Annotated in this window: 26 protein-coding genes; 15 read left to right on the top strand and 11 right to left on the bottom strand. The window is 63.1% G+C overall.

Annotated features, from left to right (window positions below; translation table 11 throughout):
• The first annotated feature begins 104 nt into the window (after positions 1 to 104).
• Complete coding sequence (locus tag ABID19_RS00450; protein ID WP_354487133.1) at positions 105 to 953, top strand: SDR family oxidoreductase; 849 nt, start codon at positions 105 to 107, stop codon at positions 951 to 953.
• A gap of 42 nt (positions 954 to 995) precedes the next feature.
• On the opposite strand, the gene ABID19_RS00445 is transcribed toward ABID19_RS00450, so the two are convergent.
• Positions 996 to 1,553 carry a GNAT family N-acetyltransferase gene (locus ABID19_RS00445; RefSeq protein WP_354487131.1) on the bottom strand — a complete coding sequence of 186 codons (558 nt, stop codon included), beginning with the start codon at positions 1,551 to 1,553 and terminating at the stop codon, positions 996 to 998.
• A gap of 239 nt (positions 1,554 to 1,792) precedes the next feature.
• On the opposite strand from ABID19_RS00445, the gene ABID19_RS00440 reads away from it, so the two are divergent.
• On the top strand, positions 1,793 to 2,245 hold the full coding sequence (locus ABID19_RS00440; RefSeq protein ID WP_354487129.1) for a DUF1801 domain-containing protein: 453 nt from the start codon (positions 1,793 to 1,795) through the stop codon (positions 2,243 to 2,245).
• 13 nt (positions 2,246 to 2,258) lie between these two features.
• Here the strand turns inward: ABID19_RS00440 and ABID19_RS00435 are convergent, their stop codons facing one another.
• Positions 2,259 to 3,149 (bottom strand): arginase family protein, encoded by an 891-nt coding sequence (locus tag ABID19_RS00435; protein WP_354487128.1) that lies wholly within the window; start codon positions 3,147 to 3,149, stop codon positions 2,259 to 2,261.
• Positions 3,150 to 3,330: 181 nt separating this feature from the next.
• Here ABID19_RS00435 and ABID19_RS00430 point away from each other — a divergent pair, with 181 nt between their 5' ends.
• Entirely contained in the window at positions 3,331 to 3,789 is a 459-nt protein-coding gene (locus ABID19_RS00430) for a DUF1801 domain-containing protein (RefSeq protein WP_354488246.1), read from the top strand.
• Positions 3,790 to 3,861: 72 nt separating this feature from the next.
• On the opposite strand, the gene ABID19_RS00425 is transcribed toward ABID19_RS00430, so the two are convergent.
• The gene (locus ABID19_RS00425; protein WP_236387232.1) at positions 3,862 to 4,311 is read right to left on the bottom strand and encodes a GatB/YqeY domain-containing protein; all 450 of its coding nucleotides are present in this window, start codon (positions 4,309 to 4,311) and stop codon (positions 3,862 to 3,864) included.
• Between the two features lie 264 nt (positions 4,312 to 4,575).
• On the opposite strand from ABID19_RS00425, the gene carA reads away from it, so the two are divergent.
• The 3 genes from carA to ABID19_RS00410 all read left to right on the top strand — a co-directional run bounded on the left by carA (position 4,576) and on the right by ABID19_RS00410 (position 6,501).
• The gene (gene carA, locus ABID19_RS00420) at positions 4,576 to 5,778 is read left to right on the top strand and encodes a glutamine-hydrolyzing carbamoyl-phosphate synthase small subunit (RefSeq protein WP_354487126.1); all 1,203 of its coding nucleotides are present in this window, start codon (positions 4,576 to 4,578) and stop codon (positions 5,776 to 5,778) included.
• Positions 5,779 to 5,851: 73 nt separating this feature from the next.
• Complete coding sequence (locus ABID19_RS00415; protein ID WP_354487124.1) at positions 5,852 to 6,103, top strand: type II toxin-antitoxin system RelE family toxin; 252 nt, start codon at positions 5,852 to 5,854, stop codon at positions 6,101 to 6,103.
• Positions 6,104 to 6,117: 14 nt separating this feature from the next.
• The gene (locus ABID19_RS00410; protein WP_354487122.1) at positions 6,118 to 6,501 is read left to right on the top strand and encodes a helix-turn-helix domain-containing protein; all 384 of its coding nucleotides are present in this window, start codon (positions 6,118 to 6,120) and stop codon (positions 6,499 to 6,501) included.
• 13 nt (positions 6,502 to 6,514) lie between these two features.
• Here the strand turns inward: ABID19_RS00410 and ABID19_RS00405 are convergent, their stop codons facing one another.
• The 4 genes from ABID19_RS00405 to mntR all read right to left on the bottom strand — a co-directional run bounded on the left by ABID19_RS00405 (position 6,515) and on the right by mntR (position 9,957).
• Positions 6,515 to 7,765 (bottom strand): TCR/Tet family MFS transporter, encoded by a 1,251-nt coding sequence (locus ABID19_RS00405; protein WP_354487120.1) that lies wholly within the window; start codon positions 7,763 to 7,765, stop codon positions 6,515 to 6,517.
• 187 nt (positions 7,766 to 7,952) lie between these two features.
• Entirely contained in the window at positions 7,953 to 8,885 is a 933-nt protein-coding gene (gene ypfJ / locus ABID19_RS00400) for a KPN_02809 family neutral zinc metallopeptidase (protein WP_292223699.1), read from the bottom strand.
• A gap of 332 nt (positions 8,886 to 9,217) precedes the next feature.
• A complete protein-coding gene (locus ABID19_RS00395; RefSeq protein ID WP_354487118.1) occupies positions 9,218 to 9,406 on the bottom strand; it encodes a hypothetical protein in 189 nt (62 codons plus the stop codon).
• 95 nt (positions 9,407 to 9,501) lie between these two features.
• Positions 9,502 to 9,957, bottom strand: a complete 456-nt coding sequence (mntR, locus tag ABID19_RS00390) for a manganese-binding transcriptional regulator MntR (protein WP_354488244.1) — start codon at positions 9,955 to 9,957, stop codon at positions 9,502 to 9,504.
• A 239-nt stretch (positions 9,958 to 10,196) separates the two neighbouring features.
• Here mntR and ABID19_RS00385 point away from each other — a divergent pair, with 239 nt between their 5' ends.
• From ABID19_RS00385 to ABID19_RS00375, 3 genes are all read left to right on the top strand, one after another.
• Positions 10,197 to 11,564: an Nramp family divalent metal transporter gene (locus tag ABID19_RS00385; protein WP_354487116.1), complete on the top strand. Its 1,368-nt coding sequence runs from the start codon at positions 10,197 to 10,199 to the stop codon at positions 11,562 to 11,564.
• 60 nt (positions 11,565 to 11,624) lie between these two features.
• Positions 11,625 to 12,488 carry a protein-L-isoaspartate O-methyltransferase family protein gene (locus ABID19_RS00380; RefSeq protein ID WP_354487114.1) on the top strand — a complete coding sequence of 288 codons (864 nt, stop codon included), beginning with the start codon at positions 11,625 to 11,627 and terminating at the stop codon, positions 12,486 to 12,488.
• Positions 12,489 to 12,583: 95 nt separating this feature from the next.
• Positions 12,584 to 13,237: a dihydrofolate reductase family protein gene (locus tag ABID19_RS00375; protein WP_354487112.1), complete on the top strand. Its 654-nt coding sequence runs from the start codon at positions 12,584 to 12,586 to the stop codon at positions 13,235 to 13,237.
• Positions 13,238 to 13,321: 84 nt separating this feature from the next.
• On the opposite strand, the gene ABID19_RS00370 is transcribed toward ABID19_RS00375, so the two are convergent.
• A complete protein-coding gene (locus ABID19_RS00370; RefSeq protein ID WP_354488242.1) occupies positions 13,322 to 14,191 on the bottom strand; it encodes a LysR substrate-binding domain-containing protein in 870 nt (289 codons plus the stop codon).
• A gap of 98 nt (positions 14,192 to 14,289) precedes the next feature.
• On the opposite strand from ABID19_RS00370, the gene ABID19_RS00365 reads away from it, so the two are divergent.
• The gene (locus ABID19_RS00365) at positions 14,290 to 14,889 is read left to right on the top strand and encodes a LysE family translocator (RefSeq protein WP_354487110.1); all 600 of its coding nucleotides are present in this window, start codon (positions 14,290 to 14,292) and stop codon (positions 14,887 to 14,889) included.
• Between the two features lie 172 nt (positions 14,890 to 15,061).
• Here the strand turns inward: ABID19_RS00365 and ABID19_RS00360 are convergent, their stop codons facing one another.
• On the bottom strand, positions 15,062 to 15,856 hold the full coding sequence (locus tag ABID19_RS00360) for an SDR family NAD(P)-dependent oxidoreductase (RefSeq protein WP_354487108.1): 795 nt from the start codon (positions 15,854 to 15,856) through the stop codon (positions 15,062 to 15,064).
• A gap of 217 nt (positions 15,857 to 16,073) precedes the next feature.
• Between ABID19_RS00360 and ABID19_RS00355 the strand changes: the two genes are divergently transcribed.
• Positions 16,074 to 16,532 (top strand): MarR family winged helix-turn-helix transcriptional regulator, encoded by a 459-nt coding sequence (locus ABID19_RS00355; protein WP_354487106.1) that lies wholly within the window; start codon positions 16,074 to 16,076, stop codon positions 16,530 to 16,532.
• 30 nt (positions 16,533 to 16,562) lie between these two features.
• Here ABID19_RS00355 and ABID19_RS00350 read toward each other — a convergent pair whose 3' ends face one another.
• A complete protein-coding gene (locus ABID19_RS00350) occupies positions 16,563 to 17,741 on the bottom strand; it encodes an MFS transporter (RefSeq protein WP_354487104.1) in 1,179 nt (392 codons plus the stop codon).
• Positions 17,742 to 17,934: 193 nt separating this feature from the next.
• Between ABID19_RS00350 and ABID19_RS00345 the strand changes: the two genes are divergently transcribed.
• The 4 genes from ABID19_RS00345 (at position 17,935) to carB (ending at position 24,135) form a co-directional block, all read left to right on the top strand.
• The gene (locus tag ABID19_RS00345; protein WP_352930789.1) at positions 17,935 to 18,291 is read left to right on the top strand and encodes an ArsR/SmtB family transcription factor; all 357 of its coding nucleotides are present in this window, start codon (positions 17,935 to 17,937) and stop codon (positions 18,289 to 18,291) included.
• Positions 18,292 to 18,346: 55 nt separating this feature from the next.
• A complete protein-coding gene (locus ABID19_RS00340; protein ID WP_354487101.1) occupies positions 18,347 to 19,105 on the top strand; it encodes a metallophosphoesterase family protein in 759 nt (252 codons plus the stop codon).
• 254 nt (positions 19,106 to 19,359) lie between these two features.
• Positions 19,360 to 20,277: an SH3 domain-containing protein gene (locus tag ABID19_RS00335; RefSeq protein ID WP_354487099.1), complete on the top strand. Its 918-nt coding sequence runs from the start codon at positions 19,360 to 19,362 to the stop codon at positions 20,275 to 20,277.
• A gap of 360 nt (positions 20,278 to 20,637) precedes the next feature.
• A complete protein-coding gene (carB, locus tag ABID19_RS00330) occupies positions 20,638 to 24,135 on the top strand; it encodes a carbamoyl-phosphate synthase large subunit (protein ID WP_354487097.1) in 3,498 nt (1,165 codons plus the stop codon).
• Between the two features lie 150 nt (positions 24,136 to 24,285).
• Here carB and ABID19_RS00325 read toward each other — a convergent pair whose 3' ends face one another.
• The gene (locus ABID19_RS00325) at positions 24,286 to 24,924 is read right to left on the bottom strand and encodes a hypothetical protein (protein ID WP_354487096.1); all 639 of its coding nucleotides are present in this window, start codon (positions 24,922 to 24,924) and stop codon (positions 24,286 to 24,288) included.
• Between the last annotated feature and the right edge of the window lie 10 nt (positions 24,925 to 24,934).

Genomic DNA, 24,934 nt, shown 5'->3' with positions numbered 1-24,934 from the left:
CATCAACTTATGCAAGATTGGATGGATAGTACCATGAATCGGAAGGGAATATCTTGTGTGGAGATTGCCGCGATCACGCGGCTTGGCGAACAAAGGCTTCTCCCATGACCAAGATTTCTCCCGCGACCAGAACATGGTTCATCACTGGCACCTCCTCCGGCTTCGGGCGGCTCTTGACGGAAAGGCTTCTGGCCCGTGGCGACCGGGTGGCCGCGACCGTACGCAAGCCGGAGGCGCTTGCCGGCCTGAAGGCGGATTACGGCGATCGCCTTTGGATCGCTTCGCTTGACGTTACCGACACCGAGGCAATGCGGCGGACGGTCGACAAGGCTTTTCACGATCTGGGCCGCATCGATGTCATAGTCAGCAATGCCGGCTACGGTCTGTTCGGCGCAGCTGAAGAACTGGGTGACGACCAGATCCGTGATCTGATCAATACCAACCTCATCGGCTCGATCCAGCTCATCCGCGCCGTGCTCCCGCATCTAAGGAAACAGGGCAGTGGCCGGATTCTGCAAATCTCCTCGGAAGGCGGGCAGATGGCTTATCCTGGTTTCAGCCTCTATCACGCCACCAAATGGGGCATTGAGGGCTTTGTCGAATCCGCCCGGCAGGAGGTCGCGCCGTTTGGCATCGCCTTCACGATTGTCGAGCCCGGACCGACGCGGACGAACTTTGCGGCCGGCCTGGTCAGCGCCGAGCCTACCGTTACCTATGAGAACACGCCGGTTGGTGACCTGCGCCGGGCTTTTGCCGAAGGCCGCTTCGAAGTGAAGGGCGATCCAGAGAAGATGGTCGAAGCGATGATCGCCTCTGTAGAGCAAGATCCCGCTCCCCGGCGGCTGACCTTCGGCGCCGCCGCCTACGCCTCGATCAGCAGCGCTCTCCAGGCCAGGCTCGCCGAACTCGAAGACCAGAGGGATATTGCATTGTCGATGGATTTCGACCGCTGACGGATGGGGTCAGGGAGGGCCGACCCAACGCCCATCACCCCCCTACAACTCGATCCGGAACCGCAAGCTTTCGGCGCCGCCATAGGCAGCGTCCTCGAAGAAACGCCCGACCAGCTGGCCGCCATTGGCCAGCACCACCTTCTGTGAGGCGAGATTACTCGGCTTGGCAGTGATCTCGACGAAGGGCAGGCCGAGCGCCCTCGCTTCGCCGAGCATCAGCCGCAGCGCCTCGGTCGCATAGCCGCGTCGCTGCTTCCACGGCACCACCGCATAACCGATATGGCCGAGCACATGCGGCGGCAGCTCGGCGGTGCCGCGCTGCCAGCGCAAGCCGATCGAGCCTGCGACTTCGCCATCCCAGATCCAACGCCGGAATCCCGGCAGGCGCTGCACTGTCGATCCGTCCGGCAGATGGATTGGAGGTCCCTTGGCCTCCCGGTCGTCGAGACCGGCGAGGAAAGCCACCAGATCCTTTTCGATGGCCGCAAGCTGTTCGCGCACCGCCTCCATCAGCCGCACATTGTCCGGCGACCAGCCGCGCTCAAGGGCGGCCTTGTAGGACGGCAGATGTTCAAGCGCCGGTCTGACGAGTTCGATCATGACATGCGGCCGATCCGCTGGAAGCCACCAGCCATCCAAGTCGATTCCCTCAGCAAAAGCATAGACCGCTCGCCGCCGGCAGGCATCCCTCCGCGACGTCTGCTTTTTGGAAGAGAAGCCGCCGCCACTGCGTGCTTATCGATTTGGGCGGAGATCAATCGGAGTAGCAAGTTGACCTTCAGGGGCAGCTTTCTAAAATCAAGCAATACCGACTAGGTCTACCAATTGGAGCGAACACAATGGCCGGCAACACGTCTGAGAAGTCGGCGAAGGCCGCCGAGCGGGTCGCGACGAAGCCGACCCTCCTCTCGGGCGGCAACCCTCAGATCCCGAAGGGCTACGGCGATGCTCCCGTGCAGGCCTACATCGCGGCCATGCCGGGGTGGAAAAGCGATGTGGGGCGGCGCCTCGACGCGATCATCGTGCGCACCGTCCCCGGCGTGCACAAGGCAGTCAAATGGAACTCGCCGTTTTATGGCATCGAGGGCCAGGGCTGGTTCCTGTCGTTCCATGTCTTTGCGCGCTACGTCAAAGTGACCTTCTTCCGAGGCACGTCGCTGCGCCCTGTTCCTCCAGGGGAATCCAAGCACAAGGAAGTGCGCTACCTCGACGTTTATGAGGACCAGCTCGACGAAACTCAGTTCGCCGCCTGGGTGAAGCAAGCCAGCCAATTGCCCGGCGAACGGCTGTGAGACGCATCTCGGACTAGCCAAGGGCGTCTAGAAGCACCTCATTCAAGCGTTTGAACGCGGTGGACTCGTCTGGCGCATGGGCCGGATTGACCTCCGTGATGGTCAGGCCGCGCCATTGCGGTAGGGCCGTCAACCGCTTCAGCACGAAGGCGGCTTGCTCCAGCTTGAGACCGTCGCAACGGCGCACATTCTCGGCAATCGGAAAATCGATGAAAGAAAGTACATCGACATCGAAGTGAATGAGCACGCAGTCAAAGCCCGCCGCCCATTCGGCCGCGCGCGTCGCCGCCGCCTCGATATCGCTCAAAGCTTCCTCGCGCGATATCGCCTCAATCGCATAATCCCGCATCGTGATGGCTTCGGGCGCAGTGATATTCTCAACGCCGAAATAGAGAAGCTGCCGAGGCACGAGCATCGGATGGGTCGGGCCGAGCCTGGCGAGCGCAGGCTCGCATCCGGGAATATCCAGCAGATGCGCGACGCCGGTCCAGTCCAAGGCGCCATCGCTCGTGTCGGGCGTGTTGAGATCGGTGTCGAAGTCTATGTAGACGAGTCCAATCCGCGCGCCGGCGGCGTTCGCTCCGGCGACGGTTCCCAGCTCCACAGTACAATCGCCGCCCAGGACAAGCACGTCCTCCTGCGCCGCGATCGCCGCCGCCACGTGGCTTGCGACCAAGTCACAGGCGTCGCCCACGCCCTCCAGGTTCATGGCCTGCGGCCGCGAGGGATCCGGCCGCCACCTAAACGATGCAACATCGCCATGATCCGTGATGGTTCTGCCTCGGCTCGCGAGCGCCTCTGCAAGCGCGTGTCGCCGAAAGGCCGCAGGGGCCTGTTCCTGCCCCGGCGAATAGGCGCCGGCGCTGGTGGCGGCGCCGATAATGTTCAATACACGCGCCGCCAATCGATGCTCCATTTTCGTATGATCTTCGTTGCAAAACGTGTCCGGAGGTAGGAAGGTTCCTCCTCGGCGTGGAGAGTTTGTCGCGAGCCGGGCGCTTCGCCCGGAATGGAAAATGGCTCGCCGCATCTATGCCGTCGTGAGACGCCAGACGCCGAACGCGCACAAATCACTGGGACCAATCATGACCAAAGCGACAACAGCCATGAAAAAGAGCGGTTCGAAGGAAGCAGAAGGCGGAGACGCTCCCTCTCGGTTGATAGATGCGAGAATCAGCGAGCTGAGCGATTGGCGGGGCGAGACGCTCGCTCAGGTCCGAAGCCTCATCAAGCAGGCCGACCCCGAAGTGGTCGAGGAGTGGAAGTGGCGAGGGGTTCCGGTGTGGGAGCACGCGGGAATAATCTGCACCGGCGAGACGTACAAGAATGTCGTGAAGATGACATTCGCCAAGGGTGCTTCGCTGGAGGACCCTTCAGGCCTCTTCAACTCCAGCCTCGAAGGCAACACCAGACGCGCCATCGATATCCATGAGGGCGACAAGATCGATGAAGAGGCATTGAAGGCGCTCATTCGCGCCGCCGTGGCACTGAACATGTCGGTGCGAGCTACCGCCCGCTCTCAGAAGAGATCGAAGAGCACTTGAGGATCATCCGGAGGGCTGGCTCCTCGCGGTCGCCTCCCCCGGCTTATGAGCATCGCTGCAGCGGGAAAATCCCTACTGCAGCAGTCCTTTGACGATGCCGCTCGCCTTGGAGAAATCCATCTGGCCGGCATATTTCTCCTTGAGCACGGCCATCACCTTGCCCATGTCCTTGACCCCGCTGGCGCCGGTCTCGGCGATGGCGGCGCGGATTGCCGTTTCGGTCTCGGCCTGGCCCAGTTGCGTCGGCAGGAAATCTCGTATGATGGCCATCTCGTCGCGCTCCTGCGCGGCAAGCTCCGGCCGCTTGCCGTCGTCGAACGCCTTGGCCGACTCCTCGCGCTGCTTCACCATCTTGGCCAGTATCTGCAGGATCTCGTCATCGCTTGCCGGCTCCTTGCCGGCGCCGCGATTGGCGATGTCGCGATCGTGAATGGCCGCCTGGATCAGCCGCAAAGTCGGCAGCCGCCGCTTGTCCTGCGCCTTCATCGCGCTCTTCAGGGATTCGGCGATTTTGCCGCGCATGATGCTTTCTCCTTCGAATGTGGCGCGGACAATAGCCTTGCCAAAAGCCCAAGGCAAATTCGGCACTGACCGGCAAATGCCTGATATCGTTCAATGAAATAAATCGATGCCGTTCGGCATGGCCGCATTGACCGCTCTGGCGCCTTATCCTATGTACTGGGCCTTGCATGAACTGAATTTTTGTTGCGCGCGCTGGCTGCGAAATCGCTGCTTCGCGCCTTTTGTTGCGCCGATCGAAGGGCGCAGCCCTTTAGGAGTGCCGCCATGGCAACGATGACTGCCCCCTGGGCCACTGAGAAGCCGACCGCCTTGCTGGTGCTGGCCGACGGCACTGTCATCGAGGGTCGCGGTCTTGGCGCTACCGGCTCCGCCGTTGCCGAGGTTTGCTTCAACACCGCGCTGACAGGCTATCAGGAAATCCTCACCGATCCGTCCTATGCCGGTCAGATCGTCACCTTCACCTTTCCGCATATCGGCAATATCGGCACCAATGACGAGGACATCGAGGATCTCAACCCGGTTGCCCGCGCCGGCGCCGTCGGCGCCGTGTTCAAGGCCGACGTGACCAATCCGTCCAGCTATCGCGCTGCAGCCGGCCTCGACCAATGGCTGAAGAAACGCGGCATCGTAGCGCTCTCGGGCATCGACACCCGCGCACTGACCGCGCTGATCCGTGAAAAGGGCATGCCGAACGCCGTCATCGCGCACGCGCCCGACGGCATCTTCGACGTCGACGATCTGAAGCGCCAGGCTTCTGCCTGGTCCGGCCTGATCGGGCTCGATCTGGCCAAGGACGTCACGTCCGGCCAGTCCTCGGTCTGGCGCGAGACGCCCTGGGTCTGGGACGAGGGCTTTGGCGAACAGACCGATCCGTCCATGCATGTCGTCGCCATCGACTACGGCGTCAAGCGCAACATATTGCGCTTGCTTGCCGGTCTTGGCGCCAAGGTCACCGTGGTGCCGGCCAACACCGGGGCCGAGGAGATCCTGGCCATGCGGCCCGACGGCATCTTTCTCTCCAACGGTCCTGGTGATCCCGAAGCCACCGGCGACTACGCCGTTCCTGTTATCCAGGACCTGCTCAAGACCGACATCCCGGTCTTCGGCATCTGCCTCGGCCACCAGATGCTGGCGCTGGCGCTGGGCGGCAAGACCGCCAAAATGCATCAGGGCCATCACGGCGCCAACCATCCGGTCAAGGACCACACCACCGGCAAGGTCGAGATCGTTTCGATGAATCACGGCTTTGCCGTCGATGCCGACTCGCTACCGAGCGGCGTCGAAGAGACCCATGTCTCGCTGTTCGACGGCTCGAACTGCGGCATCACCCTGACAGGCAGGCCGGTGTTCTCGGTCCAGCATCATCCCGAAGCCTCGCCCGGCCCACAGGATTCGCACTATCTGTTCCGCCGCTTCGTCAATCTCATCCGCGAAAAGCGTGGCGAGCCGGCGTTGGCGGAGCGCTGACACTATCTATGTGCGAGAAGTGTTGGCGATAATATCGCTTAACTTTTGGTGATAAATCTGCGATATCGTCGCCGTGAAGACGATCATCCTCTCGGTGTCGGCGGCTCGCGATCTCGACAACCTGCCGGCCGATGTCCGCGAGCAGGTCTCCGAAGGCCTGATCTCCTATGCCGTCAGCGGGCGGGGAGATGTCAAGCGCCTTGCCGGCAGGGACGGCTACAGACTGCGGATCGGCCGCTACCGGGTCATATTCGATGAAGACCGCACGACGATCCTCGCGATCTATATCGGCAAACGCAAAACGACAACCTACCGTCGGCCATAGCAGGACAGGACACCATGAACGCTCCGCAAATCATAAAGACTCCAACCGGCGAAGAACTGGTCGTTATCCCAAAGGCGGACTACGAGGCTCTGCTGCATGCGGCCGAAGAGGCTCTTGAAGACGCTGCGGATGTGGCGATTTACGATGAGCGAAAGGCTGACCTCAAAACGGAAAAACCCCTGCCTGCGGACGTGACCATGGATATTTTGCGGGGCTCCAGCCGGCTCAAGGCGCTGCGCAACTGGCGGCGCCTGACGCAAGCCGAGTTGGCGGCCACGATCGGTGTCAGTCAGGGTTTTCTGTCGGATCTTGAATCCAATCGCCGCAAGCCATCGGCGCAGACCAGCGCGATGCTAGCGAAGGCACTGGATATTCCGGGCGAATGGATTGAATTCTAGTCTGCGCATAGCCTTAGGCCACCGTCGCCGTCGTGACGTCGCTCACCGCGCTCGGCTTCTCGACCCTGAGCACGAATGCGATCAGCGACAAGGCAAGAAAAATGCCGCCGAGCACAAAGGGCGCGCCGCCGAACACCACCGGCGCTCTCGGCCCGGTGAACCAGGCGAAGATTCCGGTATAAAGCAGTGGCGTGATGATGCTGGTAATCGAAAACACGCTCGTCATCGCACCTTGCAATTCGCCTTGGGCGGAGGGCGGCACCTTGGCCGCCGCCAGGCTCCGCAGCGGCGGGTCGGCCAGCGCCTCGAGGCAGGTCGCCACGATCACCGCATAGATCATCCAGCCCTTCCATGCCGCAGCATAGCCGAAGGCGGCGAGCGCGGTAAGAGCAAGGCCGATGGCGGCGGTACGCCATTCGCCGAGCCGTGGAATGACGCGCGGCAGGACAAAACCCATCACCAGTGCCCCGCCAAGACCGAAGACGCCGAGCGAAAGGCCGATCTGGTGTTCGCTCCAGCCATAGCGGTAACTGCCGACGAACGACCACACGGCAGGGTACATCATGTGGCCGAGCGTCATCAGGAAGAACACCAGCCCGATCCAGCCGATGCCATGATAGTTGCGCATCTGCTTCAGGGCGCCGAGAGGATTGGCGCGGCGCCACTCGAACCGACGTCGATGGTGCTGCTCCAGCGTTTCCGGCAAGAAGAACCAGCCGACGATGAAGTTGATGAGGGCAAGCCCCGCCGCGCCCCAGAACGGCACGCGCGGCCCGAATTCGCCAAGCAACCCGCCAAGCACCGGGCCGATGATGAACCCGACACCGAAGGCGATGCCAAGCAGGCCGAAATTCTTCGCCCTGTTCTCGTCGGTGCTGACATCGGCGATGAAGGCGGAGGCGGTCGAGTAGCTCGCGCCGCTGATACCAGCCAGAACCCGGCCGATGAACAGGACCGAATAGGACCAGGCGACCGCGCAGATCAGATTGTCGATGGCGAAGGTCAGCACTGAGGCCAGCAGGATCGGGCGGCGCCCGAAGCGGTCGCTGAGATTGCCGACCAGCGGCGCGAACAGGAACTGCATGGCCGCGTAGACGAAGAACAGCCAGCCCCCCTCGATCGCCGCTTCGCTGACACCAACGCCGGTCAGCTCCTGCAGATAGGCCGGCAGCACCGGCATGATGATGCCGATGCCGGTAATGTCGAGCAACAGCGTGGTGAAAACAAGCGCAAGCCCCCGCCTGGCGGTTTTGGCTTCGATCATGACGATATCTCCTGGAGCCGCCTCGGAGCGAAGGCGGAAGAGCTCGTTGTAGGCGAGTCAGCCACGTAGAACAATAAGGGAACATGGCAGGAATTTTGTTCCTGACATCAACTGTCGACTTGAGTGCGGCCACGTCCTGCAGCGCCGCCCGCCGCTTCAACGGTCATTTCAACGGGGTTCGAACACCTCAGATCGGGGTGTTGAACGTATCGCAATCCGAGAGCTTGCCGCTCCTGTAGCCGCGTGCCAGCCATGTCTGCCGCTGCTGCGACGTGCCATGGTTGAAGCTTTCCGGAATGACGTAGCCCTGCATCTTCTTCTGCATCGTGTCGTCGCCGATCTGCTGGGCGGCGTTCAGAGCCTCTTCCATATCGCCCTGTTCCAGGATGCCTTTTTGCCCGGTGAAATGCGCCCAGACGCCGGCGAAGCAATCGGCCTGAAGCTCGACCTGCACCGACATATGGTTGGCCTGGGCCTCGCCCATCTGCTGGCGCATCTGGTTGAATTTGGGCAGGATGCCGGTCAGGTTCTGCACGTGATGGCCGACTTCGTGCGCGATCACATAGGCCTGGGCGAAATCGCCCGAAGCGCCGAACTGTCGGTCAAGCTGCTGGAAGAAGGTGGTGTCGAGATAGACCTTGTGGTCCCCGGGACAGTAGAACGGACCGGCTGCCGAAGAGGCAAAGCCGCAGGCCGAGCGGATCTGCCCGCTGAACAGAACCAGCTTCGGATCCTCGTAGGTCAGGCCGTTGGCCTGGAAAATGCCGCTCCAGGTATCCTCGGTCTCGGCCAGGACCGTCGAGACGAACTGCTTCATCTCGTCGGAGGCCGGCGCACCTGTGCCCTGCGCACCGCTGTTGTCGGTGATCTGACCGCCGCCGCCCGGCAGCAGGCCGCCGTCGCCGCCAGCCAGAATCTGCATGGGGTCGATGCCGCAGGCCTTCAGCGCGAAGAACACCACGACCAGGATGACGATGGTAGAAATGCCGCCGCCGCCGGCGCGGCCGCCGATTGGGATGCGGAACTGGCCGGGCCTGCCGCCAGGCAGGTTGAACCCGCCACCGCTCTGACCACGTTGGTCCTGGACATTGTCACTTTGACGACGACCCTTCCAGAGCATGGCGAATCCCCCGTAATATATTTCCGGTCTATCGAACCGTGTCTCGGCTCACCGGACCCGACAACAAATATCCCAACGGCTGCATCAAGTCACAGCATTTTTCGCATGAAGGGCGCTCCGCAGCGCTGCAGCCGTCACGGCACGCTGTGCTAAGGCAGACGGGTCGCAACATCAGGGTTGTCGGCTTCAATCGAGCGAATGGTGCGGCGCGGCTCCGGCGTCGTGCGCATGCAGAGAGTCGATCCCGGCGCGTCGCTATGCTCCCGCTGGTGCGGGCGCCACGCTGCTCGCGGACACTTTTTTGGCGCCTTTCCGGGGCCTTGGGTGTTACGTCAGATCTTCTGCTTGGCGCCGGCGCTCTTTCCATCCGAGCTCTTCGAGCGCTCATCGAAGCGGGCCGCCCCTTTCCTCAGTTGATGCCCGGTTTCCGCTTCCGTCTTGCGCTCGTCCTTCGCCGCAGCTTGCTTCAATCCCTTGGCAGCTTGCTTGCCCTTCAGTGTCGGTGCCTGTTCAACGCCCATCGTATCCTCCTCGGCCTCGCGCCAATCGCGTGGCACGATCTCAAACGCAGCGGCAACGCGGCGGTTCCGACAGGACTGTCGACAATGCGGTGGACTTAGCGTGTCGCCGTCATTGCCTTGCGAAACGCTTCAAGCGTCTCGGCGCTGACATGGTGCTCGATGCCCTCGGCATCGATACGCGCCGTTTCGGCGCTGACGCCGAGCGAGCGCAGGAAGGCTTCCACCGTCTGGTGGCGAATGCGGCTCTCCTCCGCGACCTTGCGGCCGGCATCGGTCAGGAACACGCCCCGGTAGGGTTTCCGGGAAACGAGCCCATCCGCGCACAGCCGCGTCAGCATCTTGGCAACCGTCGGCTGGGCGACGCCGAGCCGCGCCGCGATGTCGACCTGGCGCGCTTCGTTGCCGTCCTCGATCAGGTCGGCGATGAGTTCGACATAATCCTCGACCAGCGCGCTGCGCCGCGCCTCGCGCGTCTGCCTGAACCCCTGCGAGTGACTCTCGGCGTCAGGCAGCGGCTTTTCGCGCGGAACCGGTCTGTTCTTCAGCGCCAATATGCGCTCCTCCTCGATTGTCGGCGGATGCACCGGCATTTGCACATTCATAGCACGGGCTTCCATTCTTCCGGCCGTTTATTTGCATTCGACGGCGGGCGCAACCAGCGATCCCGTTCCCCCTGTCCCACCGGGCAGAAGCACTCAAAAGCACAAACAATGAATTATAGCATATTGCATAATGTTCGACCCTGACATAGATAGAAAGGCAACTAGCCGATCCAGCGGAAAATCCCCCAATGTCAGAAACCGAAGCCGCAGCAGCATCCCGAAGGATGTGGCGATTTGCCCGGCCGGAAGACGACGAACAGCCAAGCCTGCGCGAGGTCAACGCCTCGATCGCCGTGCCGCAGTCCGGGGTCTGGTTTCGTCGGCTGTTCGCCTTCATGGGCCCTGGCTACATGGTTTCGGTCGGTTACATGGACCCCGGCAATTGGGCGACCGACCTGGCCGGCGGCGCCCAGTTCGGCTACACACTGCTCTTCGTCATCATGCTGTCGAACCTGATGGCGATCCTGCTGCAGGCGCTCGCCGCCAGGCTCGGCATCGCCACCGGCCGCGACCTCGCCCAGGCCTGTCGTGCCTATTATCCGCGGCCGGTCAATTTCATGCTGTGGATCGCCTGCGAGCTGGCCATCATCGCCTGCGATCTGGCCGAGGTCATCGGCACTGCGATTGCGCTACAGCTGCTGTTCGGAATTCCGCTGATCGGCGGCGCTGTCTTGACCGCCCTCGATGCTTTCCTCGTTCTGCTGCTGATGAACCGGGGCTTCCGTTACCTCGAGGCCTTCATCGTTGCACTCTTGATCATCATCTTCGGCTGCTTCGCCATCCAGATCTTCGCCGCCGCTCCGCCGGTCGGCTCGATCCTGCATTCCATGTTCGTGCCGTCGTCGGAGATCGTCACCAATCCGGCGATGCTCTACATCGCCATCGGCATCATCGGCGCCACCGTGATGCCGCATAATCTCTATCTGCATTCCTCGATCGTGCAGACCCGCGCCTATGAGCGCACCGATGAAGGCAAGCGCGATGCCATCAAATGGGCGACCACAGACTCGACCATCGCCTTGATATTGGCGCTGTTCGTCAACGCCTCCATCCTGATCGTCTCGGCGGTGGCATTCCACGGCACCGGCCATCACGACGTCGCCGAGATCGGCCAGGCCTTCGAGCTTCTGTCGCCATTGCTTGGCCTCGGCATCGCTTCAATCCTGTTTGCGGTGGCGCTGCTTGCCTCCGGCCTGAATTCCACGGTGACAGCGACGCTCGCCGGCCAGATCGTGATGGAAGGCTTCCTGCGCCTGCGCATCCCGCAATGGGCGCGCCGCCTGCTGACGCGCGGCATCGCCATCATCCCGGTGGTGGTCGTCACCGCGCTCTATGGCGAGAAGGGAACCGGCCAACTCCTCGTCTTCAGCCAGGTGATCCTGTCGATGCAGCTCCCCTTTGCGGTGGTGCCGCTGGTGCAGTTCGTCTCCGACAAGCGCAAGATGGGCAATCTCGCCATTCCGCGCGCCGTGGCGGCGCTGGCCTGGGCGGTCGCCGCGCTCATCCTGGTGCTCAACTTCAAGCTGCTCTATGACACCATCGCCGGCATTGGCTGAAAATCTCGCCCAGCCAGGACGGATGCGACAGATCGGCAATCCGCGCTATCTTGCCAGGCCATGACGCAGATTGCCGAAGCTCGAAAATTCTACGCGCGGCTGCTGGCCGCCCATGCCGGCTCGGCCGATCCTCGCCTCGATGAGGTTTTCGCTGAGGTGCCGCGCGAGGCCTTTCTCGGGCCTGGGCCGTGGACGATCGTTGCCGGCAACGGCAAGATCGAAACGCCGAGCGCCGACCCGGTCCACATCTATCAGAACGTGCTGGTGGCGCTCGATGCTGCCAAGGGCATCAACAACGGCGAGCCGTTTCTGCACGCTATGTGGATCGGCAAAGTGGCGCCAAGACCCGGCGAGGCGGTCACCCATATCGGCGCCGGCACCGGCTACTACACAGCACTGCTGGCACGGCTGGTGTCGCCAGGCACCGTCACCGCCTTCGAACTGGAGGCCGATCTTGCCGACCGCGCGAGGCAGAATCTCGAACCCTATGGCAATGTGTCCGTCATCGGTGGCGACGCAGTGACCGCAGGCCTGCCGCCGTCGGACATCATCTATGTCAATGCCGGCGTCGTGGCACCCCCAGCCGACTGGCTGAAGGCGCTGAAGCCCGGTGGCCGCATGGTCTTTCCCTGGCGACCGGCCGAGCGCGTCGGCCTGGCGGTTTTGGTGACCCGCACCAAAAAGGGCTTTGCCTGCCACCCCTTCATGCGGTCATGGTTCATCCCTTGCGTCGGCGCCTCGCTCTCAGGCCCGATGGCGAAAATCCCTGACCGCGACAGGGCCGCGCGCAGCCGCTCGATCTGGCTGACGGCCGACAAGGCGCCGGACCGCACCGCCATCGCCGTCATCGGTGACGTCTGGTTCTCGTCGAAAGACATTCGCAGCCGACCGGCAAGCGGAAATCATCGGGGCCGGGCGGGCTAAAGTGCCAGAAATTTTGCCGGCGCTGTCGGATGAGCGCCTGCTCGCCCGTCCTTCGACCGAAATCTGACGACACGGATGAAAAAGGAGAACATCCAATGAGAAAGATCACCGCCTCGACATTCGTCAGCCTCGACGGCGTCATGCAGGCGCCTGGCGGGCCGGAGGAAGACCCGGTCGGCGGCTTCGAATTCGGTGGCTGGACGTTCCATTACTGGGACGAAGTGATGGGCGCCGCGATGGACGAGACGTTCTCGAAGCCTTTCGCGCTGCTTCTCGGCCGCAGGACCTATGACATCTTCGCCGCCTACTGGCCCTATCAGCAGAGCGGCCTGATCGCCGACAGTTTCAACGCCGCCACCAAATATGTGGCGACGCACAGGCCGGACTCGCTGACCTGGCAGAACAGCCAATCGCTTGGCGACAATGTCGTAGCCACGCTGCGCCAGCTCAAGCAGGAAGCTGGCCCGGACCTGCTTATCCAGGGATCGAGCGAGTTGATCCAGACCTTGCTCGCCAACGGCCTGATCGACGAGATCACTCTGCTGATCTTCCCGTTGGTGCTGGGCAAGGGCAAGCGGCTGTTCGGCAATGACGCGCTGCCGGCGGCCTTCCAGCTCACCAAGTCGCTGGCTTCGAGCACCGGCGTCATTATGGCACGCTATGAACGCGGCGGTGAGATCAAGACCGGATCCTTCGCCCAGGAACAGCCGTCCGAAGCCGAGATCGAGAGACGCAAGAATTGGAAGTAGCACGGAACCTGGGTTCCTCGCTCCCACGAATGTGGGGCGAGGTGCCCAAGTCCTGCGACGCTGGCGGTTGGCGGCGAAGGCCTATCACGCCGCCTGTTGCCGCCGCGCCAGCCCGTCGCGGATGCACGCAGCAAATTCCCGCGCGGCGGGACCGACACCATGCTTGGGCAGGTGCAAATTGATCGAGAAATTCGGCAAGGCCGGCAGCTCCGGATCGGCTGACAGAATGTCGAGATCGCCAGGCACGGTGGAGGCCAGCCAGGTCGTGACGGCCAGATCCGAACGCACCGTCGCCGTTGTCGCGTCGAGGTTGCCGTTCTCGAACACGGTCCGCCATTCCAGCCCATGCTCGTTGAGCGCCGCCAGCACCGCCGGGCGGAAGGCGCAGGTGTCCGCCACCATCGAAACCGGTAAAGGTCGTTTGCGGCGGGCTATGCCGCCTCTGGCGCCGACCCAGACCAGCCGGTCGACGGCAAGACACTCGCCGACGGACGGGCCGACCGGTTCCTCGATCACGGCAAGATCTATCGTGCCAGCCGCCAGGGCGGCCGCAAGCTCCGGCGACGAAGCGCAGACCAGCGAAATCTCGACCTGTGGATAGGCCTCGGCATAGGTCTTCAGCACCGGCGCGAGCATGGTGCCGACCAGATCATACGGCACGCCGAGCCGCACCTCACCGGCGACTGCGCTGGTCGCCATCTCGGCCCAGATCTCGTCATTGAGCGAAAGCAAGCGCTTGCCCTTGCCGAACAGCTGTTCGCCGGAACGGGTCAGTCGCAGCCCGCGCCGGTCACGCTCGAACAGGCTGCAGCCGAGGACCTCCTCCAGCCGCTTGATCTGCTGGCTGACGGCGCCCTGCGTCAAATGCAGCGCGTTCGCCGCCGCCGTCATGCTGGCCTTGTCGGCGACGGTGACGAAGGTCCGGACCAAGGCCGTGTCGAGATTGCGGATCATGGTTGGCATTATATTCTCTAATGCTAACCATGACAAACATTGCATTTACTGATGCATGACAATGCTTAGCATGCCGGATTCCCAACAGAGGAAACAGCATGTTTGAGGCCATCCTTCCGCTCGTCCTGTTTGCGCTGGTCTCGACCTCCACGCCCGGCATGGCCACGACCTTGTCGACTGCATCAGGGGCACAGTTCGGCTTTCGCCGCTCGGTTCCGCTGATGGCCGGCAGTGCGGCCGGCCTGGCCACCGTGGCCGCGGCAGGTGCGGCCGGGCTCGCCGGCCTGTTGGCGGCGGCTCCGTCCCTGCAGCTGGCGATGAAGATAGCCGGATCGCTCTATCTGATCTGGCTCGCCCTCAAGATCGGCCGCAGCGGCCCACCCAATCTGGACGTGACCATGGCAAAGCCGAACAGCTTTTTCGGTGGCGCCGGCCTGCAATGGATGAACCCCAAGGGCTGGGCGATGGGACTGGGCGCTGCGGCATCGTTTGCCGCACTCGCCAACGGGCCGCTGCAGCTTGCTCTTCTGCTCGGGGCGGTCTTCGGCCTGGCAGCCGCACTGTCGCTGTCGGCGTGGTGCGTGGCCGGCGCGCTGCTCGCCCGGTTGCTTAGAACCGAGCGACAGTGGCGGGTGTTGAACATCGTGCTCGGCCTGCTGCTCGCCGCCTCGATCATCCCGATGTGGCGACCAGCCTAGAGCAATTCCAGGAAAAGTGCGTAGCGGTTTTCCGTTCGGAATTGCGTAAAAACAAACACTTAGAGCGGGTCAGCGATTCTATCAAAAGCTGAACCGCTCTAGACGCTTGAATTCCTCGTCCCACCAACGTGGGGCGAGGAACTCAAATTCTGCGAGGGCGCCACCTCGACCCTCACGCCGCGTAGCGTGCCGCCGGTTTGTCAGCATGCAAGCTGCCGTAGAAGGCTTGCCGAGCGCCAAGGAAGGTGTCCAGCTTGGCCGCATCGGCAAGCGCTGGTGCAGTGACGGCTTCTCCCCTGGCAAGGCCGACAAGTGCTGCATCCACCAGATCGTCGGCCGTCATGATGATCTCCTTCGGGAGGCTGTCGATATCGCTGCCCGCAAGTTCCCAGAATTCGGTTCGCGTGGCCCCTGGCAGCACCACCTGCGCCTTCACCCCGGTGCCGGAGACTTCGCGCTGCAAGGCCTCGGTGAAATTGACGACATAGGCCTTGGTGCCGCTGTAGATGCCGCCGAACGAGGTGTCGAACGCCAGCACCGAAGCGATGTTGACGATAGCGCCACGGTTGCGCGACAGCAGTCCCGGCAGCACCGCGCGCGTCAAGCGTGTCAAGGCGATGACATTGACCTTGATCATCCGCTCCGCCACATCGGCGTCGGCCGTTGCCACGACCTGCACGCCCCCAAGGCCGGCATTGTTGACCAGCAGCGTTACGCTGTCGTCGGCCGATATCACCTGCTCGACACGACGCAAATCGCCGTCGTCGGCGAGATCGGCGCTGATCACGCCAACCTTGCGGCCGTATTCGGCGCGCAGCTTGCCGGCCAGTTCCTCGAGCCGATCGGCACGCCGGGCCACCAGCACCAGATCATAGCCCTGCCCCGCCAGCCGGTCTGCATAAACCGCGCCGATGCCCGACGAGGCGCCGGTGACAACCGCCGTGCCCTTGTTGTTCTGTCCACTCATTGTCCTGTTCCTTTTTTCGGTTGATCTGCTTCGCTTCGAACCGGCTGGAGGCACGGTGGGCGATCGCCCTCGCCTGCCGGTAAAGCCGTGCGATTCACTTAGTGGCATATGCCACTGTTGCCAAGTAGGTATATGCCACTATCTTGTCAATGATTGACGCTGGGATTATTTGTAAGGCAGCGAACCGGCATCATGTCGCCGTCGCCGAGGACCTATCATGTCGAAAGACCCCATTCCGGGCCTGACCCTTTGCAACAACGCCGTGCTGCGCCGCGCAACGCGCAAGCTTGGTCAGTTCTATGACGATGTGGTCGCCCCGTCGGGTCTGAAGGCCACTCAGCAAGGCCTGCTCTACCAGATCCATATCGGCGACGAGCCGGCCATGGGCGCCATCGCCGCGGCCCTGGTCATGGACCTGTCGGCGCTCGGCCATACTTTGAAGCCGCTGATCCGCGACGGTTATGTCGAGACATTCACTGATCCGGCTGACCGCCGTATCAAGCGCGTGCGGCTGACGCCGCAGGGCCTGGTCAAGCTCGATGAGGCCATGAAGCTGTGGCACGTCGCCCAGCAGCGTTTCGAGGACATGGTCGGCAAGGAGCAGGCGGCAATGTTGCGCGCGGCGCTGGACGACATCGCCGCGCTGGATTTCGGTATACCGCCGGCAGCGCCCTGAGGTCTCCGGCGGTCGGCGGTAGCCAAAACTTTATTCGGCCGGCATGGCCACCGCCCGGGCCGCCCGGTGGCCGGCCAGCATCACGCCAAGGCCTAGAATCGGGAACACTGCTGCGACCAGGCCGAGGTCGGCCGGCGCGCCATAGCGCAGCACCGCACCGCCGACGACGGCGCCCAGCGCCACGCCGAGATACAGCGCCGAGCCGTTGAGCGACAGCACGATGGGCGCCGCGTCGGGCGCCAGCCTGATGATGCGGCTCGCCTGCGCCGGCGGGAACGCCCAGCCGACGATACCCCACGGCACCATCATCGCCATCAGCGCCGGGCCGGCGATGCTGTGCGGCAGGAATGCCGGGATGACCGAAAGCATGACCAGCATCACCGCGCTCAGCGCCAGCGACCAGCTGACGGTGCGCGTCGCGCCGAAGCGGTCGGCCGCCTGCCCGCCGGCAATGTTGCCGATAACGGCGCCGACACCGAAAGCAAGCAGCATGCCGGGCAGCGCGATCGGGCTCAAGCCCCCGCCTTCGATGGCCAGCGGCGCGACAAAGGCAAAGACGGTAAAGGCGCCGGTGAGCGCCAAAAGCGTGGTCAGCAGGATCGATGGCACGCCGGGGCGAAGGGCTGCGGCCAGCCGCTGCCTGAGCGGCAGCTTGGTGCCGACGATGCCGCGCGGCAGCCGGTACCACAGGATCGCGCCGGCCAGTGCGCCGAGCCCGGCGATGGCAAAGAACGTGCCGCGCCAGCCGGCAACCGTGGCAACAAGCGCGCCGAGCGGCGCGCCGACCGCCACTGCGACCGTGGTGCCGCCGACGACAACGGCAATGGCGCGGGCGCGGTGATGATCATCGACAAGCGCCACGGCCGTCCCTTGCGCCGTCGCGGCAAACAGGCCGGACGACAGCGCCATGACGATGCGCGCGATCAGCAGCAATTCGAACGACGAACTCAGCGCCGCCGCCAGATTGCCCAGTACGAAAAATACCAGCGTCCATAGGATGACGCGCCGCCGGTCCCATTCGCCGGTGAGCGTCGCCAGGATCGGTGTGCCGAGCGCATAGGCGAGCGCGAAGGCGGTAATCAGCGTGCCGGCGAGTGGAACCGAGATGGCGGCGTCGGCTGCGATGTCGGGCAACAGGCTTGAAATGACGAAGCCCTCGGTCGCGATCGCGAACGACCCGAGCGCAAGCCAGATGAGGCGCTTGTCCATGGCAACAGATCCTTAGTTCAAAACTTATTGAACAATTGTACATTATGGGGCATGGTGTCAATGAAGCCTCGCGAAAATAGCTGACCCCTGCTGACAACCCGGTGTCAGGATAGGGCATGAACGTAGGAACCGTGTGTACTCGCAAAGGAGGAGATGCGTTGAAATCAGCCCCGATTGCGCTTAATTCCTGGGCATGACCCTGCCTCATCCCACCGCCGACCAGATCAGCCTGCCGAACGTGCTTGCCGTCCTTGGCGATCCCACACGGCTGGCCATCGTGCGCTATCTCGCCAGCAAGGAAGGCGTGCCGCTGAACTGCAGCCAATTCCTCGATCTCGGCTCGAAGACCAATCTGAGTTATCACCTAGCCAAATTGCGCGAGGCCGGCGTCACCCGCGCCGAGGTGGTCGGCACCAGCCGGCTGATCACACTGCGCCGCGACGACCTCGACGCCCGCTTTCCGGGCCTGCTCGACAGCGTCATTGCCGCTGCCGTCGACGATACCGCGCTGCCCGCGGTCGGCGGCCACGAGGTTGAAATGCCTGCCTAGCCCCTGCAAGGCGGATCTTCGCGACCAGTCATTCGTCAACTCACGGAGCCTCCCATTGCGCATAGCCGTCCTCGCCGACATCCACGGCAACGTCCTCGCCCTGGATGCCGTGCTCGCCGATCTCAAGCAGCGTGGCGGGGCAGACCTTGTCGTCAATCTCGGCGATTGCGTCTCCGGCCCGCTCTGGCCGCGCGAAACCATGGAGCGGCTTGAAACGCTCGACCTGCCGACGGTGCGCGGCAATCACGACCGCCGCGTCGCCGTCGACCCGGCCGACGACCAGATGTGGCCGTCCGACCGCTACGCGCAGGAGCGGCTGACGGCGGCGCAGCGCGAGGCGCTGTTCGCCTTGCCCCTCACGCTGGAGATCGCGCCGGGAGTAACCGCCTTCCATGCCCGGCCTGACCACGACGAAAAATATCTGACCGATACGATAGCCGGTGGCCAGCTGGTGCGCGCACCGCTGGCCGCTATCAAGCGACGGCTGGCCGCGCTCGATCCCGCCTGCCGCATCGTGCTGTGCGGCCATAGCCACCGCAGCGAACTGATCCGTATCCCCGATGGCCCGGTCGTCTTCAATCCGGGTAGCATCGGCTGCCCCGCCTATGACGATTCGACCCCGCCGGCGCATGTCTCCGAGCAAGGCTCTCCGCATGCTCGCTACGGCATCGTCGAGCTGGGCGAGCCGGGCCGCCACGACCGTTTCGAGGCCATCGCCGTCGACTATGACCACGAGGCGGCAGCGCGGCAGGCCGAACAGGCGGGACGGCCGGAATGGGCCTACGCGCTACGCACCGGATTTATATCAGGCTGAACGCGGAACGCGTTCATGCCGGGTTGAACGCGGAACGAGTTCATACCCCAAGCTGAAAGCGGAACGCGTTCATGCCACCAGGCTGAGCGAGGCACGAGCTCATGCCTCATGCCAGGCTGAACCGCCTTCACGCCGAGGTCGCATTTTCGGGCTTACATAGCGCCATGTCGTCCCTTATAAAATCGACCTGGCATGCGGTGGCGTTTCGGTGCCTGGCCGCCTCCGTAACGCATCTATCGCCCACGGCCAAAATGATGAGGCGCACAGTTACGCTCCGACCGATACTGTACGCGCTGATTGCCGCTCCTCTCCAGCTGACGGCGCTGGTGCCGGCCAAGGCCGAGGAGGCACCTTTCGTTTCCATCGTGACCGACCTCGCTCCAGGCGATCTCCTGAACGTCCGCGCCACGGCATCGGCGATGGGCAAGATCAAGGCGCGGCTGCCGAACGGTACGAGCGTGAACAATCTCGGTTGCAACGACGTCAATGGCTATCGCTGGTGCAAGGTCGCAGAGATTGACAATCCGCAACTGACCGGATGGGCTCCCGCGCGCTACCTGAACCCCGAGAATCCGGCGGCCGTTTCGGATGAGGACACCGAAACCACCGGCGAAAGCCCTACAACCGAAGCCTCCATCCCGGAAACTGCAGATCAGCCGCTTCCCGACCTGACGGCACGCCTGAGCGCAACCGAACCCGAAACCGCCGTGACAGCGGCTGAGGCAATCGGCAGGGCCGCCATCGAGGACGCCCTGGCGCTCGCGGCCAACGGAAATCCGTCGACCGGGGAGGTGCCGGCGGCGGCAGCGGAGCCCTCGCAGAATCGCGCCGCCAATGCGGCGCCTCCGGCCGACGCACAAACCGTTGCGCGGCTGCAGCCGCCAGGACCGCCGGCTGCTGGCGCCAGAAACAAGATTCCTTGCGCGCGCTACGTCGGCCAGCCGATGACCAGTTGCGAAGCAAGTGTCGCGCGCCTGGCCGACGGCAAGGCCGCCATCACCGTGACCTGGCCCGATGGCGGCACGCGCGTCATCAGCTTCGCCGCCGGCCTGCCGGCCAGTTCCGATGCATCAGGCGAATTCCGCTTCACCCGCGAGGGCAGCCTGAACATGATCCGCGTCGGCGTTTCCGAACGCTTCGAGATTCCTGATGCTTTGGCGACCGGAGGGTAGGCAGATTCGGGATGCCGGAGGGACAGCGCCCCCCTCTGTCCTGCCGGAATCCCCCCACGAGGGGGGAGATTGGCTGTTTCACCGACAGCGCCCTTCGAGGTTGGCGATTGGCGAAGTCAAAAGATGAAGGCCGATCTCCCCCCGTGTGGGGGAGATGTCCGGCAGGACAGAGAGGGGCGCGACGGAACGAGGCGCCTGTTTGCTCAGGCAGCCCCGCACAACCCGCATTTTAGGGGGTTACATCAGGCAAAACTCTTCCCTATAAGGCCCTCCTAGCCTGATACCAGAATCGCGAGCACAACCGGCCGGGTCTTCCCGTCCGGTTTTTCGTGCAAGCCGCCTGCCGAACGGACACTCGATATGCCAAGACGTACCGACATCAAGTCGATCCTGATCATCGGGGCCGGCCCCATCGTCATCGGTCAGGCCTGCGAGTTCGACTATTCCGGCACCCAGGCCTGCAAGGCGCTGAAGGAAGAGGGTTTTCGCGTCATCCTGGTCAATTCCAACCCGGCCACCATCATGACCGACCCGGAACTGGCCGATGCCACCTATATCGAACCGATCACGCCGGAAGTCGTGGCCAAGATCATCGCCAAGGAGCGGCCCGACGCGCTGCTGCCGACCATGGGCGGCCAGACCGCGCTCAACACCGCTCTGTCGCTGCGCCGCATGGGCGTGCTTGAACGCTACAATGTCGAGATGATCGGCGCCGACGCGACCGCAATAGACAAGGCCGAGGACCGCGCGCTGTTTCGCGAGGCGATGAAGAAGATCGGCCTGGAAACGCCGAAGTCGATGCTGGCCAACGCCACCGACGTCAAGAACGCCGACCGCAAGACGCATGAGGCCGAGCGCGCCGCGCTGAAGGCCGAGAAGCCCGAAAACCTCGACGCCGCGCTCGACGCGCTGGAGACGCGCTGGAACCTCGGCGAGGGCGACCGCAAGCAGCGCTACATCAGCCACGGCATGGCGATCGCAGCACAAGCGCTCGACCATGTCGGCCTTCCCGCCATCATCCGCCCGTCCTTCACCATGGGCGGCACCGGCGGCGGCATCGCCTACAACAGGGCCGAATTCTACGAGATCGTCCAGTCCGGCCTCGACGCCTCGCCGACCACCGAAGTGCTGATCGAGGAGAGCGTGCTCGGCTGGAAGGAGTATGAGATGGAGGTTGTCCGCGACAAGGCCGACAACTGCATCATCGTCTGCTCGATCGAGAACATCGACCCGATGGGCGTGCATACCGGTGATTCGATCACCGTTGCCCCTGCCCTGACGCTGACCGATAAAGAATACCAGATGATGCGCAACGCCTCGATCGCGGTGCTGCGCGAGATCGGCGTCGAGACCGGCGGCTCCAACGTGCAATTCGCCGTCAACCCGGCCGACGGGCGCCTGGTGGTGATCGAAATGAACCCGCGCGTCTCACGCTCCTCCGCGCTGGCCTCCAAGGCGACCGGGTTTCCCATTGCCAAGATCGCGGCAAAACTCGCCGTCGGCTACACGCTGGACGAGCTGGAGAACGACATCACCGGCGGTGCCACGCCCGCCTCGTTCGAGCCGAGCATCGATTACGTCGTCACCAAAATCCCGCGCTTTGCCTTCGAGAAATTCCCCGGCGCCGAGCCGGTGCTGACCACGGCGATGAAGTCGGTCGGCGAGGTCATGGCCATCGGCCGCACTTTTCAGGAATCGCTGCAGAAGGCGTTGCGTGGACTGGAAACCGGCCTGACGGGTCTGGACGAGATAGAGATTCCCGGCCTGGCGCACGGCGCGGCAAGTCACGCCGACGACCGCAACGCCATCCGCGCCGCCCTAGGTACGCCGACGCCCGACCGGCTGCGCATGGTGGCGCAGGCGATCCGCATGGGCACCTCGCTCGAAGATGTGCACGCCATGTGCAAGATCGACCCGTGGTTCCTCGAACAGATCGCCGGCATCCTCGCCACGGAGGATCGCATCCGCGAGCACGGCATTCCAGAGGACGCCGTCAATCTGCGCATGCTGAAGGCGATGGGGTTCTCGGATGCCCGCCTCGCGTCCCTGGTCAGGAAAGACGTCGAAGAGATTCAAAAGATTCGCGAAAAGCTCGACGTTCATCCTGTTTATAAACGCATCGACACCTGTGCCGCCGAGTTCGCTTCGCCCACCGCCTACATGTACTCGACCTATGAAGTGCCCTTCGCCGGCGCTCTCGCCAACGAGGCGCACGTGTCAGCGCGGAAAAAGGTCGTCATCCTCGGCGGCGGCCCGAACCGCATCGGCCAGGGCATCGAATTCGACTATTGCTGCTGCCACGCCGCCTTTGCGCTGCGCGATGCCGGCTTCGAGGCGATCATGGTCAACTGCAACCCGGAGACCGTGTCGACCGATTACGACACCTCCGACCGGCTCTATTTCGAGCCGCTGACGCCGGAGGACGTGCTGGAGATCCTGCGCGCCGAACAGGCATCGGGCGAGTTGGTCGGCGTCATCGTCCAGTTCGGCGGCCAGACGCCGCTGAAACTTGCCGATGCGCTGGAGAAGGCCGGCATCCCGATCCTCGGCACCTCGCCCGACATGATCGATCTGGCCGAGGACCGCGACCGCTTCCAGAAGCTGCTGCACAGGCTCGGCCTCAGCCAGCCGAAGAACGGCATCGCCTATTCGGTCGAGCAGGCCCGCCTCGTCGCCGGCGAGCTCGGCTTCCCGCTGGTCGTGCGCCCGTCCTATGTGCTGGGCGGCCGCGCCATGCAGATCATCCACGACGAAAGCATGCTGCAGACCTACCTGCTCGACACCGTGCCCGGCCTGGTGCCGGAGGACATCAAGCAGAAATACCCCAACGACAAAACAGGCCAGATCAACACGCTGCTCGGCAAGAACCCGCTGCTGTTCGACACCTATCTCAGTGGCGCCATCGAGGTCGATGTCGACTGCCTGTGCGACGGCAAATCGACCTTCGTCTCCGGCATCCTGGAACACATCGAGGAGGCCGGCATCCATTCGGGCGACTCGGCCTGCTCGCTGCCGGTGCACTCACTGCCCTCGGAGTTGGTCGACGAGCTGGAGCGCCAGACGGCCGCCCTTGCCCGCGCGCTCAATGTCGGCGGGCTGATGAACGTGCAATATGCGATCAAGGACGGCACCGTCTATGTGCTGGAGGTCAACCCGCGCGCGTCGCGCACCGTGCCGTTCGTCGCCAAGACCATCGGGCGGCCCATCGCGAAAATTGCCGCCCGCATCATGGCCGGCGAAAAACTGGAAGACGCCTTCGCCCATTACGGCGCTATGCCCGACCCCAGAAATCCCGGCCACATCGCGGTCAAGGAAGCCGTGTTCCCATTCGCCCGCTTCCCCGGCGTCGACATCCTGCTCGGCCCGGAAATGCGCTCGACCGGCGAGGTCATGGGCCTCGACCGCGACTTCGCGCTCGCCTTCGCCAAGAGCCAGTTAGGGGCGGGTGTTGATCTCCCCCGCTCCGGCACGCTGTTCGTCTCCGTGCGCGACGAGGACAAGAAAGGCATCCTGCCGGCGGTCAAGCGCCTCGCCGGCCAAGGTTTTAAGGTAATGGCCACCTCGGGCACCGCCCGCTTCCTCGCCGAAAACGGCGTCGCAGCGGAGAAAATAAACAAGGTGCTGGAAGGCCGCCCCCACATCGAGGACGCCATCCGCAACCGCCAGGTGCAGATCGTCTTCAACACCACGGACGGCCAGAAGGCGGTCTCGGACTCAAAATCGCTGCGCCGGGCGACGCTGATGCAGAAAGTGCCGTACTACACGACGCTGTCGGGCGCGGCCGCGGTGGCGGAGGCGATTGCGGCGCTGCGGGCGGGAAGCCTGGAGGTCAGGCCGCTGCAGGAGTATTTTGCGTAGGCGATTAGCCAATCTCCCTCCTTGTGGGGGAGATGGCCGGCAGGCCAGAGGGGCGCGCTGTCACGCTGGCGTTGCGAGTGTTCAAGGGCCGCTCAACTTGCTTGCCGCCAACACGCCAATCTAATGTCACAACTCATGCGAAAGGTTCTATTATTTTGGAGCCTTTGAGGCCCTCAAAAGGCGATCGAATTCGGCGTCGATTGTCTCCAACGAGGCAATAATCTTCTGCAGTGTGGTATATTCGTCCTTCGGATCGACTGCCTTCTGTACGTGACCCTTCCCACTTGTATGTGCCACTGCTCCCCGAGCCTCTCCAAAATTATTCATTGTCTGCAAAAATATTGGATCACACCTTCCCATATAGAATCCGATTGGGACGAACATTTCCATAATATTTCTTTCTTTAACCCCATGATTTTCGAACTTAATTCTCTTATGAAACTCCGATACGCACTTCGAAAATCGATCGTCAATCGACGTTTTGCTCGGCCATTCTTTTAATTTATTTTGCTCGATTGCGTGTAAAGTCTCAGGTGGACGATCTGTCGATCTTCCGCCGAAACCGATCAAATGGAATGTAACAACGGAAACAAATTTATTCGTCTCCCAAGCATCAAGAGCTGTTGCGGCCACTTCAAGAACACGGTCTTCAAAATACGTCTCCACCTCCGCATGTGTCAGAACACGAAAAGAAAGCGCACGGGTCGTTACGCGTAGCGGATCTTTGTAAGAGCCGGTCGGATCGAATTTGGATGGCAAAAGCATGCGCTTCAATTCTCTGACGCGCATCTTAAGATCG

The organism is Mesorhizobium robiniae (assembly GCF_040545535.1).
GTDB classification, from domain to species: domain Bacteria; phylum Pseudomonadota; class Alphaproteobacteria; order Rhizobiales; family Rhizobiaceae; genus Mesorhizobium; species Mesorhizobium robiniae.
Note: the sequence above shows the minus strand (reverse complement) of the source record. Positions and strands in the feature narration are given on the sequence as shown.